Below are 19,291 nucleotides of genomic sequence, written 5' to 3'. Positions count from 1 at the left end.
CAAATGAGCGGCGTTCATAAGCTCTGTCCTTTTGATTTGGCTTGATCCCATTTTGATATCAGATAATCTCGCATTTTATCGAGCCCGCCGAGCAATCCGCCACGCGCAAACAGAACAATAAATATCAGCAATAATCCTATCCAGAATTGCCAATAAGCGGGATTTTGTGCAGAGATAAAATCTTGTGCCAGCATGTACACTGCCGCACCGATCAGGCCGCCATACAAGCGTCCGGTTCCACCCAATACCAGCAAAATTAAAATTTCCGCCGAGCGCGGAAACCCAAGACTATCCAGTCCGACAAACTGCGTCGTCTGCGCCAGCAAGGCGCCAGCAACACCGGCGACAGCTGCGCTGATGGTGAAAATAGTGATCAATTGACGTTGCACATTGGCACCGATCGCTGGCATACGCTTGCCACCTTCCCGGATACCGCGCAAGCTCAGACCAAACGGAGAATTCACCAGCCGACGTAAGATCACAAATAAAATAAATAGGACAATCAGGCTGTACCAATATGCCGTTTTCCCATACAAATCAAACTCAAAGCCAAGTACTTTACCCACCATCATGCCGGATAATCCATCCACGCCGCCAGTGATAAATGCCATTTTGTTAGCCGCCTCAAACAGCATCAGACCAATACCCAGCGTCACCATTAAGCGCGTTAAATCCTGACCGCGCACAACCAAAAAGCTCACACAAAATCCCACTATAGCTGCCACCAAAGCGGCAATCAACAAACCACTCAAAGGCTCGCCCCAACCATGTACCGATAACAGTCCGGCAGTGTATGCACCCAGACCAAAAAAGGCAGCATGTCCGAGCGAAACAATACCCGCATACCCCAACATCAGATCGAGTGAGACGGCAAACAGACCAACAATCAAAATCTGACTACCCAACACCAAGTAATTTGGAAAAAGAAAAAATGCGGCAACGGGCAAAATCCAAAAAACGATTTCCAATTTAGTCCAACGTCCTGAGGGCAAACTGGCTGCGCCATGGGTTTGATCTAGTGATGTAGTCATGATTTTTTCCCCATCAAACCGGACGGATACAAAATCAGCAGCACCACCATCAAACCGTAAATCACAAACGCGCCAACCGAAGGCACATAGTATTTTCCAGCCACATCGAAGATGCCGAGTATCAATGCAGCAATCAAAGTACCTTTGATGCTACCGGCACCACCAACCGCGACTACAAGTAAAAAATACACCAGGTATTTGATTGGAAAAGTCGGATCGAGTCCTAGCAAATCGATCCCTAAACCACCACCTAAACCCGCTAAGCCAGAGCCCAGTGCAAAGGTCAGCGAAAATACCCGACTGACATGAATCCCCAAACCCGCCGACGCCAGACTGTTATCTACCGAGGCGCGGATTTGTGCACCGAAGCGAGTACGCTCTATCAAATATGCCAAGGCTGACGTAACCACAATCACAACCGCAATCAAAAATACACGGTAGGCGCCAACATCCAATCCCAGCAGATTGATTTGCCCGCGCAGCCACTCCGGCAACAGCACAGGTTGCTGCGTCGGCCCCCAGATATAGGTTGCACCAGCCACTGCCACAAACGTCAGACCGATAGAAAACAAGACCTGATCCAAATGGCTGGATTTATATAGACGACGGTACAAAACCCGCTCCAGCACTAATCCGGCGAGAGCACTGAGAAAAAAAGCGATCGGTAGCGATAATAAAAAAGGCAGTCCCAGACGGTTCATCACGACCACGCAGACATAGCCGCCCAGCATCGCAAACGCCCCATGTGCGAGATTGATAAAGTTCATCAATCCCATCGTCACAGACAAACCAACGCTGATTAAAAATAGCAAAGCGCCGTAAGCGATGCCGTCAAATAAAACACCCGCAAGATTACCTAGCATGGGCACCGCCCTGATCCGATGCGCAAATGGGAATGCGTCATTTTGTCTCCTTGAATCGTTTTAAATTATTTTTAACTTGTGCGTCTCAGCGGACGAATTTTGATTTTGATACAAGCGTGCACTACAACATCCCGCGTCCGCATGCAAGAAAACGAGAGAAACAAGCAGAAAATATACTATCCGTCAGTATTTTTTAAAGACCAATGAATGTATGGACAATTAGTACTATTTTGACTTATACCCCCCTATTTTTAAATAAAGGGGTGCAAATCAAACCCGTTCAATAATGATCGCGATACCCTGCCCCACACCAATACACATCGTGCAAAGTGCATAGCGACCACCGGTACGATGGAGTTGGTACATGGCAGTAGTGACCAGACGAGCACCGCTCATGCCTAGTGGATGTCCAAGCGCAATTGCACCGCCATTGGGATTGACGCGCGGGTCGTCGTCTTGCAAACCCAGTTGCCGCATCACAGCCAGACCTTGTGCTGCAAAAGCTTCGTTGAGCTCAATCACATCCATCTGTGCCAGGGTCAATCCGGTTTGTGCCAGCAGTTTTTCTACTGCGGGAAAAGGCCCTATGCCCATCACACGCGGAGCTACCCCAGCCGTTGCCATACCGACGATGCGGGCTTTGGGAGTGAGTCCGTGACGTTTTGCCGCTTCTGCCGATGCCAGCAGCAAAGCACATGCACCATCATTGACGCCTGAAGCATTGCCTGCGGTGACTGTGCCATCGGCACGCACGACGCCCTTGAGTTTGCTGAGCGACTCTATGCTGGTGACACGCGGATGTTCGTCCTTGCTAATGATGATGGATTCGCCTTTTTTCTGGGCGATTGTCACTGGCGTAATTTCTTCTGCCAACACGCCATTGGCTTGTGCTGCAGCTGCTTTTGCCTGGCTGGCTAAGGCAAATAAATCCTGATCGGCACGGCTAATGTTGTAATCGGTCGCAACGTTTTCTGCAGTCTCTGGCATAGCATCAACGCCGTATTGCGCTTTCATTTGCGGATTGATAAAGCGCCAGCCTATCGTGGTATCAAAGATGGTCGCGCCACGTCCGAAAGCGCTATCCGACTTGCCCATGACAAACGGTGCACGGGTCATCGATTCCACACCACCCGCGATCACCAGATCAAGTTCGCCCGACTTAATGCCACGCGCCGCAGTGCCCACCGCGTCCATCCCAGAACCGCATAAGCGGTTGATGGTGGCGCCTGGCACCGTCAGCGGCAAACCCGCTAATAATGCAGACATGCGTGCGATGTTGCGGTTATCTTCCCCAGCCTGATTGGCGCAACCAAAGATCACTTCCTGCACAGCAGACCAATCGACTTGCGACTGACGCTGCATCAACGCTCGCAGCGGAATAGCGCCCAGATCATCGGCACGAACATCTTTTAAATCACCGGCGTAACGACCGATCGGTGTACGGATTGCATCGCAAATGTAAGCAGTCATATTGTTCGTCTCTTTGTCTTTTTAAATTTTGTAGAATTTTTTAAAGCAGCTTTTCTCAACTCAACTCAACTCAATTAAAACTACAGTAATGCCAGCGTCAACGTTGCGCCCGTCCTGGCTTGCAACACCTCAAACGATAAACCCGGCACCATCTCCCTGACGAGTAGTCCTTGAGGGCCCACCTCCATCACCGCTAAATCAGTATAAATTTTGGCGACGCAGGCGATGCCTGTTAGCGGGTAAGAACATTCAGCGACCACCTTGCTCTCGCCGGTTTTGGTTTGATGCTCCATCATCACAAACACTTGCTTAGCACCGACGGCTAAATCCATCGCACCGCCCACTGCTGGAATCGCATCCGGTGCACCGGTGTGCCAGTTTGCTAAATCCCCTTTTGCTGAAACTTGAAAACCACCGAGGACACAAATATCCAGATGACCACCACGCATCATCCCGAAGGAATCTGCATGATGAAAAAAAGCGCCGCCGTCAAGTAAGGTGACGGGCTGTTTTCCGGCATTGATTAAATCCTCGTCTTCTTCGCCAGCTGGTGGCGTAGGTCCCATGCCGAGCAAACCGTTCTCGCTGTGTAAAATAATTTCGCGCTCTTTAGGTAAATAATTGCTGACCATGGTCGGCAAACCTATTCCCAAATTCACATAAGCGCCTTCAGGAATATCTTGAGCGACACGCGCTGCGATTTGCTGGCGCGTCAGCGGCTTAAACGGAGCGCTATTACCGGCATTCAGATTGATGTCGCTACTCATGCGCGTGCTCCAGTATTTACAGCGTCCGTTATTGCAGCTTCCGTAGCTTTCCCCACTGCCAGTACCCGCTGGACAAAAATACCCGGCGTGATGATGTGCTCCGGATCAAGCTCGCCCAATGCGACAATCTCATCCACTTGCACCACGGTACATTTGGCGGCAGTCGCCATGATCGGGCCAAAATTACGGCCAGTTTTGCGATACACCAGATTGCCCCAACGATCCGCACGTAAGGCCTTGATCAATGCGAAGTCGGCATGGATAGGACTTTCCAGCACATAGTGTTTGCCATTGATGAGGCGAGTTTCTTTACCCTCTGCCAGCAAGGTACCGTAACCCGTCGGAGAAAAAAATCCGCCAATACCGGCACCGGCCGCACGGATGCGCTCGGCCAGATTGCCTTGCGGCGTCAGTTCCAGCTCCACTTCACCAGCTCGGTATAAGGCATCAAAAACATAGGAATCTGCTTGACGTGGAAAAGAGCAAATAATTTTGCGTACCCGCTTCGCTTTTAACAGTGCCGCCAGTCCCTGATCGCCGCTACCTGCGTTGTTGCTGACGATGGTCAGGTCACGTGCACCCTGCTCGATCAAGGCGTCTACCAGAATGGCCGGCAATCCTGCATTACCAAATCCACCGATCATGATCGTCGCGCCGTCGCTGACACCAGCCAGGGCATGCGCGCTCGAATCGACTATTTTGTTAATCAATTACGTCTCCTTCTCTGCGTTTGATCCACGTTGGATCGCCGCTTATGGGAATAATATTTTTTCGTGTGACGACTATATCAACTGCCAGAATCCAAGACTCAGGTCCATGACGATATCTGTAACGATACTTAAGCTAAATCAATAAATTTGACGCCTGACGCATTCGAAATTACAGTAGCGTCAAATAGATTATTGTTCGGCTATCGCACATATGGCTGTTGATAGAACCGTTTTAGTGTAGACAGCGCGCTATGCGACCGTCAACATAGCATGATTGATTCTGTGCGATCGCCGCACAAAAAGCCCTTAGCCACACTCACTCCGATCGTAGAAAAGCTATGTCATCTCTATCGCAATCTGCCCCGCTACCTCATACCATCAGCATCTCGGATGAGATCGACGAAATGACGGGCGACCCTAATTTTATGTCTTCGCTGGCACGCGGCATTGCGGTACTGCGCGCATTTAGCAACCAGCACCGGACGTTGACGATTTCTCAAATCAGCCACAAGACGGGTATTTCGCGTGCGGCAGTCAGACGTTGTTTGTACACATTAAAAATGTTAGGTTATGCCGATGCAGAGGGTAATAATTTTCGGCTAACACCCAAGGCGCTGACGCTGGGATATTCTTATTTATCGTCGACACCTTTAGCCACGTCGGCACAACCTTGCCTGAATCAGATCAGCCGTCAATTCAATGAGTCATGTTCACTTGCGGTCCTCGATAGTAATGAAGTTTTATACGTCTGCCGCTCCGCGACCTCACGCATTATGTCAGTGGCGCTAAACGTCGGAAGCCGCCTGCCCGCCTATTGCACCTCATTAGGTCGGGTGATACTGGCGCATATGCCAGAGGCGGCGCTGGAACAGTATTTTAAAAATGTTACGCTGCGTGCTTTTACCGACAACACGGTGGTATCGCAAAACGGATTAATGGATATTTTTGCCGGCATCCGCGAATCTGGTTATGCAGTGGTGGAGGAAGAACTGGAAGTCGGCTTACGATCAATTGCAGTGCCAGTCAGAGGCGCATCGGGCAACATCACAGCGGCGCTCAACATCAGCGCACAAGCCACTCGCGTCAGCAGCAAGCGCATGCGGGAAGATTTTTTAACAACGTTGCAAAGCGGCGCAATAGAATTGTCGGCGATGCTGCCATGACTTTAACGATTAAACATACTCATAACGAGTATATTTCAGTCGTCCATATATTACCTGAACAATTGAGGCCTTTTATAAAAATAAATTGGGAGTATATTAAATTAAATCTAAGGAAAGCCGAGTAATCGTGATTCTTTTTTATGCAAGTCCTATGATAGTCACTTCATATAATCTGCTCTCTCGACACCATCACTCAGTCAATTATTCATCATGCATATTTTAGACACGACACGACTACGATTACGGACAATTACTTTGGATGACGCCGCGTTTTATCTGCAACTGGTCAACGAGCCTGCGTACCTTGCCAACATCGGCGATAAGGGAATACGCACGATAGAAGACGCGATTGATTCGATCAAAAAAGGTCCTATCGATATGCAGGAACGCTTAGGCTTTAGCTTGTATATCGTGGAATCCAAACAAGACAACATCGCTATCGGCATGTGCGGATTAATCAAACGCGATGGCCTGGATGATGTGGATATTGGGTATGGATTTTTGTCTGCTTACACAGGCCAAGGTTTAGCAAGCGAAGCCGCAACCGCAGTCGTCAACTATGCGCGCGCAACGATAGGATTACCTCGGCTAGTGGCGATCACTGCACCGGAGAATGCGATCTCTTCACGCGTGTTAGAAAAGATCGGCTTTACCTATAAAAAAATCGTTAGCTTGACGCGCAATGGCAAAACGGAAGAAAGTAAATTTTTTACTTACGACTTTGCGTAAACTATATAAAAAAACGGCACATCAGCTTTAGTGACTGATGTGCCGTTTTCTTACTCGCTTTTATCTCTACAATCAATCTCGTCTTATAAAAACCGGTCTAAAATTTTACGACTGTGTTTATCAATCTCAAACATATCGCGGATCAAAAAATGTATGCCGTGATTATCTGAAATCAGCAAGGAAGTGCGTCCAATGCGACGAATATCCTCCTCACCTTTTAAGACAAATGAGGTGTCGCCACGATCTGTTTTTACTTCCCAGGTGCAAGGTGTGGCGTAGCTAGTGATGCCGATAATACGTTTTATCTCGGGCATAAATTCGCGCCCCTGCAGCTCATCACTGACTAGCTTGCGCTCATTCTCTGCCAGGTCGCTGAGTTTATCGATCCATGCCACCTCCTGTCCATCTTGCAGTACCAGAGAGATTCCTTCGTCCGGTGTCTGAATAGGGAAAGCACGTACCGGACTGACATGCTCATGTACCTCGCCGCTGGCATTGATCAACACAAGATGGCCGAAACTATTGCGACTCAGTTGAAATCTCGGGTTTAATGTATCGGTCATCTTATTCTCCCCCACCCAAATTAGCATTGCGCGCCTGCGCCTCATACAAACGGAAGTAGGCTCCCTCGCGTGCCATCAGATCGTCATGACTACCGACCTCCACTACTTGCCCACGATCGAGCACCACCAGCCTGTCAGCCTTATGTAAGGTCGATAAGCGATGGGCAATCGCAATCGTGGTACGACCTTTGACCAGATTATCCAGCGCTTTCTGAATCTCTTTTTCTGTCTCAGAATCGACTGATGAGGTGGCCTCATCCATGATCAGAATACGTGGGTCAATCAACAGTGCACGCGCGATAGAAATCCGCTGACGTTCGCCGCCAGATAATCCTTGTCCGCGCTCACCTACCATAGAGTCGTAACCCTGCGGTAAGCGTAAAATAAACTCATGCGCATGGGCAGCACGGGCAGCGGCGATGATATCGGCACGGCTGGCGTCAGGCTTACCGTAAGCAATATTGTCCGCAATCGTGCCAAAAAACAAGAATGGTTCTTGCAAAACCAAACCAATATTCTGACGGTAATCGGACACGGCAAAAGAACGGATATCTACGCCATCGAGCAAAATCGCGCCTTCGGACACATCATAGAAGCGACAGATCAGATTGACTAGGGTACTCTTACCAGAGCCGCTGTGACCAACCAGGCCGATCATTTCTCCCGGTTTGATGGTTAAATTAATCCCACGGTTAACAGCACGGTTACCGTAGCGGAAACCGACTTCACGCAATTCAATCTGACCTTTGACTTCGTTCACTTTGACCGGATGCTGCGGATCGGGCACGCTGGACACATGATCCAGAATATCGAAAATACGTTTTGCGGCCGACGCTGATTTTTGGGTCACTGAAACGATGCGGCTCATAGAATCAATACGACCATAAAAATTACCGATAAACGCGACTGCGGCAACCAGAGAACCTACCGTAATTTCGTTATGCGATACCTGCCAGATACCAAAAGCCCAGACAACGAGAATCCCAAGATCAGTCAAAAAAGAGACCGTAGGAGAGAACAGCGACCATACTTTATTCAGCTTATCGTTGACTGCTAAATTATGTTTATTCGCCTCGCGGAAACGTGTTGCCTCGCGGGTCTCTTGCGCAAAGGCCTTGACCACACGGATACCCGGAATTGTGTCGGCCAGGACATTAGTTACTTCGCCCCAGACACGGTCAATTTTTTCAAAACCGGTACGTAATTTATCGCGCACCAGATGAATCATCCAGGCAATGATAGGCAATGGTAGCAAGGTGACTAAAGCAAGTTTAGTATTGATTTGCAATAAGGCGACTACGGTCATTAAAAACATCAATACGTCGGTAGCAAAATCAAGTAAGTGTAAAGATAAGTAAACGCAAATACGATCACTCTCACTACCAACGCGCGACATCAGATCACCGGTACGTTTTCCGCCAAAATATTCAAGCGATAATTTCAATAAATGTTGATATGTCGTGGTACGCAAGTCCGCGCCGATACGCTCGGATACCAAGGCGAGAATGTAGGTTTTACCCCAGCTAAGTAGCCAGGCAATGACCGCCGAACCTAACAAACCACCGATATACAAAGTTACCAGATGGGGATCAACATGCTGTCCGTTCTGGTAAGGAATCAACACTTCATCTGTCAGCGGCTTTGTCAGGTAACGCGGAATCATATGCGCTGCCGTACCCATCAGCATTAAGCTAAAGCCCGCTAATAATTGCCAGCGATATGGTTGTGCAAAACGCCACAGCCGAAACAAGGTCCAGGTTGATGGCGGGGTGTAAATTACTTTGGTACAGATCGGACATTCTTCCTGATCTGCTTCTAGCGGTGCTTTGCAGCTTGGACAGGTATTTTTTTCTTCATGTTGGACCGGCAAACCAGTCACATGACTTTGCAATTGCTCTTTAAAGTGATCCAGCAAACGGATCATTAATAAATTCTGACCCAAGGTAAAACGCCAGCTAGCCAGCCGGGCATTATCATCAAATAATTCCAGATGTCCGACACCGGCATGGTCGTGGTGCTGGAGCCGTAGATTTTTGGCATAAAACCATTCTTGCCACGTCGTTTCCCCCGGCGCCCGCGCAAGTAGCCGGCGGTCGGTAACGACCAACATACCTTTTACAAAGCGAAGTCCGGCATCTAGGTCAACCTCGACTGCACTTAAAACGTTTTCCCCAGTGGATAACTGTTTTGCGATTTCAGAGCGCCAATGCTCTGGCAGTGCACTAAAAACATGGTCGAAGCTTAATTGTTGTGTTGTCATCGTTTGACCGGTCCCGATTTATCGTCAGGAATAAATATAAAAAAGATAAATTATTTGAGTGATCATTGAACCACCGGGATGCAGATAATCTGCAAATTTCGATACGGTTCAATAAAACTTTGAATAAATGAGGTGAGAAGCCTGAAATGGTAGCAATAGTGACTAAGTCAACATATCACTACAGCATTAATTTACGGTATTCTATCGGAAGAAAAAAAACAGACCAAGAAGGTTTGAGTTAAGTTCTTAATTTGTAATTTCATTTAGTCATCTAATTTAGTGACCTAGGACTTACGCAAAACTATCCCGGCAAATTTTACTGGCAGATTGTGCCAGCAAGTTATAGCGACGAAGACAGCACTTTAACTTTAGTCCCTAACACCTTGCCTGGTGTGAACGGAAGCTGCAACGTAGTTGGGAATGTTTTGCGTAAGTCCTAATAGACTAAAAAATACACGCTAACACTATTTATCCACCGTAAGACGTCGTAAAAAAAGCGTCCGAAAGATTTAAAAGCAGACTTAGCTCTGCTATCAAGAAATTAAATACATGATGACGAAGAAGAAAGACATTGAAATTCTCCGTGTAACTCATTTACGCGGACCTAATATCTGGACCTATCGCCCTGTAATTGAAGCGTGGTTAGATATTGGTGCGCTAGAAGATTTCCACTCCAATACTTTACCCGGCTTATACGAGCGTCTGACAACCTGGTTGCCTGGCCTTACTGTGCATCGTTGCAGCGTCGGTGAGACCGGTGGCTTTTTGGAGCGTCTGCGCGAAGGCACATGGTCTGGTCATATTCTGGAACACGTTGTACTTGAATTGCAAAATCTGGCTGGCATGCGAACTGGTTTCGGTCAAACCCGGTCGACTAATCAAGTAGGTGTTTACAAAATGGCATTCCGCACCCGCCAGGAACAAGTTGGCCGTGCGGCTTTAGCATTAGGTCGTGATTTGTTGATGGCTGCCATTGAAGACACGCAATTTGATCTTGAGGCAAAATTAGTGCCCTTGCGTGAAATGGTGGACGATCTGTGTTTAGGTCCCTCCACCGCACATATCGTAGATGCCGCAACAGATCGCAGGATTCCATCGATACGTCTGACTGATGGCAATTTGGTGCAATTAGGTTATGGCGCAGCGCAACGTCGCATCTGGACTGCCGAAACAGACCGCACCAGCGCAATTGCTGAGAGCATCGCCAGCGATAAAGATTTGACCAAAACATTATTGCAATCTTGTGGTGTACCAGTACCTGAAGGTAGCCTGGTAAAAAGTGCCGAAGAGGCATGGGAAGCCGCTGAGGATATCGGTGTACCAGTCGTCGTCAAGCCTTACGATGGCAATCATGGCCGCGGTGTTTCACTCAATCTAATGACAGAAGCTGATGTACATGCGGCATATCATTTAGCCGCACGCAAAGGCGACAGCGAGAGCGTGATCGTAGAGCGCTTTGTTACCGGTAATGAGCATCGTTTGTTAATCGTTGGTAAGCGTCTGGTGGCTGCCGCCAAAGGTGAGGCCTTATGGGTAGTTGGTAATGGCACTTCGAATATTATTCAATTGGTTGATGATCAGATCAATACCGATCCCCGTCGTGGCACGGGCGAAGACTCTCCTCTCAATGCCTTAGCACCAGAAAAAGGCGCTGAAATTATTTTGGAATTGGAACGCCAGGGTTTAACGGCGTATTCCATTCCACTCGATGGCCAAAAAGTTTTAATCCAGCCGAACGGTAATGTTGCTTTTGATGTGACTGATGAAGTCCATCCCTCTATCGCAGAAGCCGCCGCACTCGCCGCCCGGATTGTCGGTCTGGATATTGCCGGTGTTGATCTGGTTGCAGAAGATATTTCCCGCCCTCTGGAAGAACAACGCGGTGCAATTATTGAGGTCAATGCCAGCCCGGGATTGCTGGCACATCTGAAACCTGCTGAAGGCAAAGCACGTCCGGTCGGGACCGCGATTATCGCTAATTTATTTGCTGCAGAAGAAAGCGGCCGCATCCCCGTTATCGGTGTGGCAGGCACTCGCGGCACCAGTTTAATCGCGCGCTTAATTGCCAGCGTCGTGCATGTCAGCGGCAAGCACACTGGTGTAGCCTGCTCTCAGGGCTTGTACCTGGATCAGCGACAAGTTGTTAGTACTGACTGTATTAAGTGGGAAGCCAGTCAGCGGCTATTGCTAAATCGTTCTCTGGAAACCGCTGTCTTTGAAACTAATGCCCGTATGATTTTGGCTGAAGGCCTGGCCTACGATAAATGTCAGGTCGCCGTGGTGACTGATATGGATGGTCATGCAGAACTTGGTGAATTTTACATCGATGAAGCAGACCAGATGTTTAAGGTAATGCGTACCCAAGTAGATGTGGTATTGCCGGATGGTGTGGCTGTATTAAATGCAGCAGATTCGCAGGTGGTAGAACTGGCTGAATTATGTGATGGCAAAGTGATTTTTTATGGTCTGAATGATGCGCTTGAGGCCATCGTACAGCATCGTGCTAAAAACGAACGCGCAGTTTTCTTACGTGACAACCACATCATTTTGGCGGAAGGTATAGAAGAAACTAGCTTGCTCTCATTGAGCACTTTAAAACCGATTAAAGCAGCCCAGCCAGAAGTCGTGATGGCAGCCGTAGCGGCTGCCTGGGCTTTAGAAATTTCGCCAGATTTAATCGTCGCGGGATTACGTACCTTTGATTCCAGTCCCAAGAAAGCACGCTATTGAGCAGGCTACTAAGTACGATACTAAGCACGCTGCTAAGTGCAAACCAAGTAAGAAACTAAGTACGCAGCTAAATTAGCGCAAGATTAAAAAATAAAATCGCTGTAATTACATATTGGCACTGCCATCAAGATAGGACGAAGGTTTATGGAAGTATCACGCATACGAGCGCTACGCGGCCCCAATCTCTGGAGCCATCACACTGCGGTTGAGGCCATAGTGGGTTGCAGCACTGCTGAACTCTCTATTGATGAACTGAACGGATTTGAAGTACGACTGCGCGCCCGTTTCCCAGAAATCAGTCCACTACAACCGACCGGCCACAATGACACTATCCCGATGGCGCATGTGTTGGAACTGGCCGCGCTGGGCTTACAAGCACAAGCAGGTTGTCCGGTCACTTTTAGCCGTACTACGCAGACGCTGGAAGCCGGAATTTTTCAAGTTGTTGTGGAATATTCGGAAGAAGCCGTCGGCCGCCTGGCATTAGAATTAGCCGAACAATTATGCAAAGCAGCGCAAGAAGATACACCGTTCGACCTGGGTAGCGCGCTGCTACAACTAAGAGATTTAGATGAAGATGTCAGGCTAGGTCCGTCCACTGGTTCGATCGTGCAAGCGGCCGTAGATAGAAATATTCCCTACCGTCGCCTGACTAACGGCAGTCTGGTTTTATTCGGCTGGGGTAGCCGTCAGCGCAAAATTCAAGCCGCCGAAATGGATGGCACCAGCGCGATTGCAGAGGCGATTGCACAAGATAAAGAACTGACTAAAAAACTTCTTGATGCAGCAGGCGTGCCGGTTCCATTAGGACGTACAGCATTAGATGTGGACGATGCTTGGGCAATCGCCTGCGAGATCGGCTTGCCCGTCGTCGTTAAACCCAAAGATGGCAATCAGGGTAAAGGCGTTACCGTCAACGTCACAACCCGTGCACAACTAGAAGCAGGCTATCAGGCAGCGGCTGAATTCCGCGATGATATTTTGGTTGAGCGTTATTTACCGGGTCATGATTTTCGTTTGCTGGTGATCGGCGACAAGCTGATCGCTGCAGCGCGTCGTGATCCACCGCACGTTGTTGGTGATGGTGCGCACTCGGTACGCGAATTAGTCGAACAAGTAAATAAAGATCCGCGTCGCGGTAGTGGTCATGCAACCTCTTTGACCAAAATTCGCTTTGACGATATCGCACTGGCAAGTCTGGCAAAACAGGATTTGGTAGCGGACTCCATACCTGCTAAAGGTCAACGCGTGATTTTACGTAATAACGCGAACTTGTCGACCGGCGGCTCAGCAACTGATGTCACTGACGATGTCCACCCAGAAGTTGCAGCACGCGCTATCGTCGCAGCCCAAATGGTTGGTCTGGATATCTGCGGTGTCGATCTGGTCTGCGATAGCGTCTTAAAACCAATCGAAGAACAAAATGGTGGCATTGTAGAAGTCAACGCAGCCCCGGGTTTGCGTATGCATCTGTCCCCGTCCTTTGGCAAAGGTCGTCCTGTTGGCGAAGCGATTATTTCTGCTATGTTTGAAGATGGCGATGATGGACGTATCCCTGTTGTCGCGGTGACTGGCACCAACGGCAAGACAACGACTGTGCGGCTCATAGCGCATCTGCTAACCACAAGCGGCTTGCGCACAGGCATGACCAATACCGATGGCGTGTATATTGAAGGCCGTCGTATCGACAGCGGCGATTGCAGCGGACCACGTAGCGCCCGTAATGTTCTGCTTCACCCTGACGTCGATGCCGCCGTATTTGAAACGGCTCGTGGTGGCATCTTGCGCGAAGGACTCGCGTTTGATCGCTGTCAAGTCGCCGTTGTCACTAACGTCGGTTCTGGAGATCACCTTGGCTTGAACTACATTACAACGGTAGAAGATCTTGCCGTTTTAAAGCGGGTGATCGTACAAAACGTCGCAGACAGCGGTGTTGCGGTGTTAAACGCAGCCGACCCTATCGTCGTCAGTATGGCTGTCAATTGCACTGGATCTATCACGTTTTTTGCAGCCGACAACCAACATCCAGTGATGGCTACGCATAAAGCGCAAGGGCATCGCGTCGTGTACGTTGATGGCAATAAGCTAATCGCTGCCGAAGGCAAAACTAAACACGAAGTTCTGTTAGCGGATATTCCTATCACCCGCAACGGCGCTGTCGGCTTCCAGGTAGAAAACGTGATGGCGTCGGTCGCTGCAGCATGGGGCGTTGGGATTAGTTGGGATGCAATTCGCTCAGGCTTAAAATCCTTCGCCAATGAGAGCGACAATGCACCGGGGCGCTTCAACATGTTCAACTATCGCGGTGCAACCTTGATTGCCGATTATGGCCACAATCCAGATGCAATTCTGGCGCTGGTCCGTGCAGTAGAAAGCATCCCTGCTAAACGCCGCTCGGTCGTCATCAGCGGCGCAGGTGACAGACGCGATCAGGACATTCGCCAGCAAACCGAGATTCTGGGTGATGCCTTCGACGACGTCGTGCTATATCAGGATCAATGCCAACGTGGTCGCGCAGATGGTGAGGTCGTTGCTCTGCTACGTACAGGATTAGCCAATGCCAACCGTACCAAAGTCATCGACGAAATCAACGGTGAATTTCTAGCAATCGACACAGCGATGGCACGTTTATCAGAAGGCGATTTATGTCTGATTTTGATTGATCAGGTTGAAGAAGCGCTAGCACATATTGCTAAGCGGATTGGAGAAGGCTGAAGTTGTAAGGCATGTCGTTGCTGTTGCTTTTAGCAGAGGTGACAACTAAACGAATAGTGTTTGTGTCCTGTCTTGTCCTGTATCTGGATAAAGGATTTTTTAGAACGTCCAAAATTACTCCCCCCAATAATGATGTGGCTTGTGGCACGATACCGTGCCACAAGCCACATCATTATTAGACCTTCCATTTAGGTCTTTAGAAACTTCCGTTCTTATTTTTCACGCAAAAGCTGCTGAGCAAAGTCAAGCCTCAAAGAATACCGGCTCTTGTGCCATCATAGGCTGCTGTACCTGCACCACGTCGTGCCAGCTAATCAGACGTAATTCACCACTAGCGTCTTCTACCAAGGCAGACAAGCTTTCTACCCAGTCGCCATCATTGCAGTACATCACGCCATCAATATCTCTGATTTCTGGTTTATGAATATGACCGCAGATCACGCCGTCCAAACCAAGTTTGCGTGCTTCATCGGCTAAGGCATTTTCAAATGAGCTGATATAGCTGACGGCATTTTTGACTTTGAGTTTGAGGTATTGCGATAGCGACCAATACGGTAGACCGGCGCGGGCGCGCCAGTTATTAAAGACTTGGTTGAACTTCAAAATCACGGTGTAAAGACTGTCACCGACATACGCTAACCATTTGGCACAGGCAATCACGCCGTCAAAACGGTCGCCATGCAATACCAGCATACGTTTGCCTTGTGCGGTCACATGTACCAGTTCATCCCTGACTTTGATACCACCAAAATCAAGATCGATGAATTGGCGTATTGATTCATCATGATTGCCAGGGACAAAAATGACATTGGTACCCTTCTTGGCTTTTTTCAGTACGGTTTGCACCACGTTGTTATGGACTTGATCCCAATACCAACGACGTTTGAGCTGCCAGCCGTCAATGATATCGCCGACCAGATACAAATTCTCTGACTCAGTCGCCTGCAAAAATTCAAGTAAGCGGGCAGCCTGGCAACCAGTAGTTCCTAAATGCAGATCCGAGATCCAGATAGTGCGGAAGCGGACCACATCTTTTTTGCTGGTTTTAAACAGTTTCTGATTTAAGAAGTGGTCGCCAGGTTTCATTATGCATTCTCCTCAGTACCGTAATGTTTAGCGTAACGATTATCCAAATTTGACAAAGGCAACATCACAAACAAGTCGGCGCAGTGGAAGTCCGGGTCCCAAGCAGGATCACCACAGACCCAGGCTCCAGCGCGCAAATATCCTTTAAGCAACGGCGGAATGCGTGCGTCATGACAAACATCCATCTCATCTATCGGAAATGGTAAATGCGGCGTAACCCGATATTCCAGAGGAGCAAAGTCGTTCTCTTTAAAATTACGGTAGATCGCTGCCGCATTGTGGCCGCCATCCGTAAGGCTAATACTGGCGCAGCCGATCAGGTAGGTGCAGCGCTCACGACGCATATACGCTGCTAGGCCAGCCCACAGCATCATGATGACTGCACCGCTACGATAATCAGGGTGAATGCAAGCACGCCCTGCCTCAGCGATGCTGCCGCGAATATTTTGCAAGCGAGATAAATCGAATTCTGTTTCGGAGTAATAGCGGCCGATATGTCTTGCGGCCGTTGGGCCAAGAATACGATAGGTGCCGACGACTTTTAAGGTCTTGGTATCGCGCACAATCAGATGATCGCAATGCTCATCGAACTCGTCTTTATCAAGACCATCGGGGTTGGTTAAGGCAGATAAACCCATTGCCTCGATGAATACTTTATAACGCAGGCGCTGGACTTCTTTAATCTCTTTGGCGGTACTCGCCAGACTTAAACTTAATTTAGAAAAACTAGGATTGGCATCAGCAGGTATCGTGAGTAATCTCATATTGTCATCCTCTTCTTCATCCTATTTCAATTAATCTTAGACAATCTCATCTTGGGCATTGTGCTTTTAGACGGACGAAGATTAAATGAGGATTACTTCAACAAGATGACAGTTTGATGTCGCTTTTATGACAAGCAAAAATACAACAGGCCCAGTCCGTTATGGGCTGAGCCTGTTTGGGGTATAGCTGATTAAGTATGGCTAATTAAGCTCGCTACTTATGTCATGACTGGCAGCGATTTTATGATTTTTAAAAAATCACTTTTCTTTCTTAGGACGTCCTGCCTTCAATGGCGCTAAGCCTGAGATCAAAGTTTTGAGGGAAGTGAGATCCGTCTTATTCAGCAAGACTAGGCCTATTCGTAGGAGTTGGCTTTTCTTAACTTCAATCCCTGCACTTAGACAAGCTTTTTTCACATGGCTTAAAACGACATATTCAGATTCTGGCATGGTGAAACTATCACGTACCAGTTTCTCTTTTTTAGCTTTTTCTTTATGCGCAGTCGCTGCACTTAATTTAGCAGCAGGCTTTGTTGCGGCCTTAACTGCTACAGACTTCACTACCGGTTTAGGCGTAGCCGCTTTTGCAATTTTTACGGTGTTTGGCTTAGCTAATACTTTTGTTTTTATCGCTGACTTTGCCACTTTAGTAACTGGCTTCGCTTTTGCTACAGCTACTTTTTTTGCTACAACTTTTTTAGCTACCGCTTTCACTTCTTCCTTTACGACAGGCGCTTTTGGCATCGTTTCTGGATTGGACGCCAGCTTTGCTGCTGTAGCAATTTTCTTTGCAGGGACTACAGCAGTTTTAATCACTGGCTTGTCTGCGCTGTCATCTAAAACTGGTTTTTTATTTGCAGTAGTAACCATTAATATCTCCAAAAAATGTAAACATATAAATAATATAAACTATTTATCTCAAACAAACAAATTAAAATTTATCCGGATTTTTAGCTAAACGAATATTCAAATCGAATATTCAGATTGATCAAGCCTAGTGTTTTTACGTGACACTCCTGTGACATGGCATCAAATTAACTATTTTAGTGACGCAGTAATGATCGATATCAATCATCGGATAGTCGTTATAATCCGAGTTTTTTACAGCAGTATTTTTTTACTCTAAGTCTATTATGAAATTTGCACACAACATCACCAAACGAGTCAGCTTACTCGCCTTGCTCAATCTGGCATTACTCGCACCCATAGCACCCATCCAAGCGGCGACTATGAACGGAGCTGGTTCTTCTGCCGCTGCGCCGCTGTATAACACTTGGGCAGAAGCATATGCCAAGAAAAGTGGCGATGTATTGGATTACAAACCAATCGGCTCATCCGGCGGGATTAAGCAAATCAAGGCGAAGGAAGTTGACTTTGGTGCAAGTGATGTTGCACTGAGTCCGGCTGATTTAAAAAAAGATCAACTGATACAGTTCCCCTCCGCGATTTCTGGTGTGGTGCCCATCGTCAATTTACCAGGGGTCAAATCGGGCGAACTGCGTTTAACCGGTGATGTATTAGCGGCTATTTTCTCTCGTCAAATTGTGAGCTGGAATGATGCAGCAATCACTGCTCTCAATCCAGAAATTAGTCTGCCGAAGAAAAATATTGAAGTCATCGTGCGTCAAGACGGATCAGGAACAACCTATAACTACACTGATTACTTAGGAAAGATGAGCAAGGATTGGCAAACAACGTATGGCAAAAATTTTACGATTAACTGGCATAAAGATGTAACCCAAGTCAAAGGTAGTAGCGGCATCGTTGCGACACTCAAAAAAACGCCCTACTCGATCAGCTATGTTGATTACAACTATGTACTGCAAGACAAGCTTAGTAGCGTCCAGTTAAAAAATCGTGACGGGAAATTTTTAGCGCCAACGGCAGACAGCTTTGCCGCCGCGCTGAATGCCAGCCAATGGAAATCTAAAGCCATGTTTGATGAAATGCTGACAGACAAACCAGGCGCCAATGCCTGGCCCATCGCTATGGGGACATTTGTCATCATGCCGCAAGTAACCAATAATCCAGACAAAACGCTGGCGGCGATTAAGTTCTTTACCTGGGGATTTATGCATGGCGACCGGTTTGTCAATCACGTGGATCTGGTGCGTCTGCCGGATGCGATCCAGGCAAGGGTATTTAAAGAAATGACGACGATTGTTGATACCAACGGCAAGCAATTACGCTGGATTTTGGAATAAAATTTTTTAAAATAATCAGCCAATTCATCGTAAAAAAATAGAGCGTGTTTGCAGGACAAACAACCGCTCTATTAGATATCCAAATAATATACTCCCCATTATTTTTAAGAAATAGTGCCCATTGTCCAGGTAATACCTGGACAACCCATATTTACTCCTACCCAGTATATTAGTTATAGTCATCCAAGATGATGCGTACATTCAATACAATCTTGGATCGGCTCAACGCAAGATTA

The 19,291-nt window shown here is 47.9% G+C and carries 15 protein-coding genes; 5 read left to right on the top strand and 10 right to left on the bottom strand.

The window, feature by feature from the left end; all coding sequences use genetic code 11:
* Nucleotides 1–14: 14 nt before the first annotated feature.
* The 5 genes from RGU72_RS01855 to RGU72_RS01835 all read right to left on the bottom strand — a co-directional run bounded on the left by RGU72_RS01855 (nt 15) and on the right by RGU72_RS01835 (nt 4,841).
* Entirely contained in the window at nt 15–1,031 is a 1,017-nt protein-coding gene (locus RGU72_RS01855) for a branched-chain amino acid ABC transporter permease (RefSeq protein WP_322118118.1), read from the bottom strand.
* Nucleotides 1,028–1,894, bottom strand: coding sequence for a branched-chain amino acid ABC transporter permease (locus RGU72_RS01850; protein ID WP_322118117.1), 867 nt, complete (start codon nt 1,892–1,894; stop codon nt 1,028–1,030). Before RGU72_RS01850 ends, RGU72_RS01855 begins: the two co-directional genes overlap by 4 nt.
* Nucleotides 1,895–2,164: 270 nt before the next feature.
* Nucleotides 2,165–3,364, bottom strand: coding sequence for a 3-oxoadipyl-CoA thiolase (gene pcaF, locus RGU72_RS01845; RefSeq protein ID WP_322118116.1), 1,200 nt, complete (start codon nt 3,362–3,364; stop codon nt 2,165–2,167).
* 80 nt (nt 3,365–3,444) lie between these two features.
* A complete protein-coding gene (locus tag RGU72_RS01840) occupies nt 3,445–4,131 on the bottom strand; it encodes a 3-oxoacid CoA-transferase subunit B (RefSeq protein ID WP_322118115.1) in 687 nt (228 codons plus the stop codon).
* Nucleotides 4,128–4,841, bottom strand: coding sequence for a 3-oxoacid CoA-transferase subunit A (locus RGU72_RS01835; protein ID WP_322118114.1), 714 nt, complete (start codon nt 4,839–4,841; stop codon nt 4,128–4,130). The genes RGU72_RS01840 and RGU72_RS01835 overlap by 4 nt, the downstream gene beginning before the upstream one ends.
* A gap of 338 nt (nt 4,842–5,179) precedes the next feature.
* Between RGU72_RS01835 and RGU72_RS01830 the strand changes: the two genes are divergently transcribed.
* The gene (locus tag RGU72_RS01830) at nt 5,180–6,004 is read left to right on the top strand and encodes an IclR family transcriptional regulator domain-containing protein (protein WP_322118113.1); all 825 of its coding nucleotides are present in this window, start codon (nt 5,180–5,182) and stop codon (nt 6,002–6,004) included.
* 210 nt (nt 6,005–6,214) lie between these two features.
* Nucleotides 6,215–6,733 (top strand): GNAT family N-acetyltransferase, encoded by a 519-nt coding sequence (locus RGU72_RS01825; protein ID WP_322118112.1) that lies wholly within the window; start codon nt 6,215–6,217, stop codon nt 6,731–6,733.
* 83 nt (nt 6,734–6,816) lie between these two features.
* Here RGU72_RS01825 and RGU72_RS01820 read toward each other — a convergent pair whose 3' ends face one another.
* A complete protein-coding gene (locus tag RGU72_RS01820) occupies nt 6,817–7,296 on the bottom strand; it encodes a DUF1854 domain-containing protein (RefSeq protein WP_322118111.1) in 480 nt (159 codons plus the stop codon).
* A gap of 1 nt (nt 7,297) precedes the next feature.
* The gene (locus RGU72_RS01815; RefSeq protein WP_416200094.1) at nt 7,298–9,556 is read right to left on the bottom strand and encodes an ABC transporter ATP-binding protein; all 2,259 of its coding nucleotides are present in this window, start codon (nt 9,554–9,556) and stop codon (nt 7,298–7,300) included.
* Between the two features lie 552 nt (nt 9,557–10,108).
* Here RGU72_RS01815 and cphA (RGU72_RS01810) point away from each other — a divergent pair.
* Both cphA (RGU72_RS01810) and cphA (RGU72_RS01805) read left to right on the top strand, forming a co-directional pair.
* Nucleotides 10,109–12,286, top strand: coding sequence for a cyanophycin synthetase (gene cphA, locus RGU72_RS01810; protein WP_322118110.1), 2,178 nt, complete (start codon nt 10,109–10,111; stop codon nt 12,284–12,286).
* A gap of 144 nt (nt 12,287–12,430) precedes the next feature.
* Nucleotides 12,431–15,001 (top strand): cyanophycin synthetase, encoded by a 2,571-nt coding sequence (gene cphA, locus RGU72_RS01805; RefSeq protein WP_322118109.1) that lies wholly within the window; start codon nt 12,431–12,433, stop codon nt 14,999–15,001.
* 243 nt (nt 15,002–15,244) lie between these two features.
* On the opposite strand, the gene RGU72_RS01800 is transcribed toward cphA (RGU72_RS01805), so the two are convergent.
* From RGU72_RS01800 to RGU72_RS01790, 3 genes are all read right to left on the bottom strand, one after another.
* Nucleotides 15,245–16,087, bottom strand: coding sequence for a UDP-2,3-diacylglucosamine diphosphatase (locus tag RGU72_RS01800; RefSeq protein ID WP_322118108.1), 843 nt, complete (start codon nt 16,085–16,087; stop codon nt 15,245–15,247).
* Nucleotides 16,087–16,851, bottom strand: coding sequence for a GNAT family N-acetyltransferase (locus tag RGU72_RS01795; RefSeq protein WP_322118107.1), 765 nt, complete (start codon nt 16,849–16,851; stop codon nt 16,087–16,089). The genes RGU72_RS01800 and RGU72_RS01795 overlap by 1 nt, the downstream gene beginning before the upstream one ends.
* 258 nt (nt 16,852–17,109) lie before the next feature.
* Nucleotides 17,110–17,667: a hypothetical protein gene (locus tag RGU72_RS01790; RefSeq protein ID WP_322118106.1), complete on the bottom strand. Its 558-nt coding sequence runs from the start codon at nt 17,665–17,667 to the stop codon at nt 17,110–17,112.
* 317 nt (nt 17,668–17,984) lie between these two features.
* Here RGU72_RS01790 and pstS point away from each other — a divergent pair, with 317 nt between their 5' ends.
* The gene (gene pstS / locus RGU72_RS01785) at nt 17,985–19,055 is read left to right on the top strand and encodes a phosphate ABC transporter substrate-binding protein PstS (RefSeq protein ID WP_322118105.1); all 1,071 of its coding nucleotides are present in this window, start codon (nt 17,985–17,987) and stop codon (nt 19,053–19,055) included.
* Nucleotides 19,056–19,291 lie beyond the last annotated feature (236 nt).

This window comes from Undibacterium sp. 5I1 (genome assembly GCF_034314085.1).
GTDB lineage: Bacteria > Pseudomonadota > Gammaproteobacteria > Burkholderiales > Burkholderiaceae_D > Undibacterium.
This window is presented reverse-complemented; position numbering and strand designations above follow the sequence as displayed.

Bases quoted from the DNA above. Each gene is read 5' to 3' on its own strand.
- RGU72_RS01855 (WP_322118118.1), bottom strand. From the start codon at position 1,031: ATGACTACATCACTAGATCAAACCCATGGCGCAGCCAGTTTGCCCTCA.
- RGU72_RS01850 (WP_322118117.1), bottom strand. From the start codon at position 1,894: ATGCTAGGTAATCTTGCGGGTGTTTTATTTGACGGCATCGCTTACGGC.
- pcaF (WP_322118116.1), bottom strand. From the start codon at position 3,364: ATGACTGCTTACATTTGCGATGCAATCCGTACACCGATCGGTCGTTAC.
- RGU72_RS01840 (WP_322118115.1), bottom strand. From the start codon at position 4,131: ATGAGTAGCGACATCAATCTGAATGCCGGTAATAGCGCTCCGTTTAAG.
- RGU72_RS01830 (WP_322118113.1), top strand. From the start codon at position 5,180: ATGTCATCTCTATCGCAATCTGCCCCGCTACCTCATACCATCAGCATC.
- RGU72_RS01825 (WP_322118112.1), top strand. From the start codon at position 6,215: ATGCATATTTTAGACACGACACGACTACGATTACGGACAATTACTTTG.
- RGU72_RS01820 (WP_322118111.1), bottom strand. From the start codon at position 7,296: ATGACCGATACATTAAACCCGAGATTTCAACTGAGTCGCAATAGTTTC.
- RGU72_RS01815 (WP_416200094.1), bottom strand. From the start codon at position 9,556: ATGACAACACAACAATTAAGCTTCGACCATGTTTTTAGTGCACTGCCA.
- cphA (WP_322118110.1), top strand. From the start codon at position 10,109: ATGACGAAGAAGAAAGACATTGAAATTCTCCGTGTAACTCATTTACGC.
- cphA (WP_322118109.1), top strand. From the start codon at position 12,431: ATGGAAGTATCACGCATACGAGCGCTACGCGGCCCCAATCTCTGGAGC.
- RGU72_RS01800 (WP_322118108.1), bottom strand. From the start codon at position 16,087: ATGAAACCTGGCGACCACTTCTTAAATCAGAAACTGTTTAAAACCAGC.
- RGU72_RS01795 (WP_322118107.1), bottom strand. From the start codon at position 16,851: ATGAGATTACTCACGATACCTGCTGATGCCAATCCTAGTTTTTCTAAA.
- pstS (WP_322118105.1), top strand. From the start codon at position 17,985: ATGAAATTTGCACACAACATCACCAAACGAGTCAGCTTACTCGCCTTG.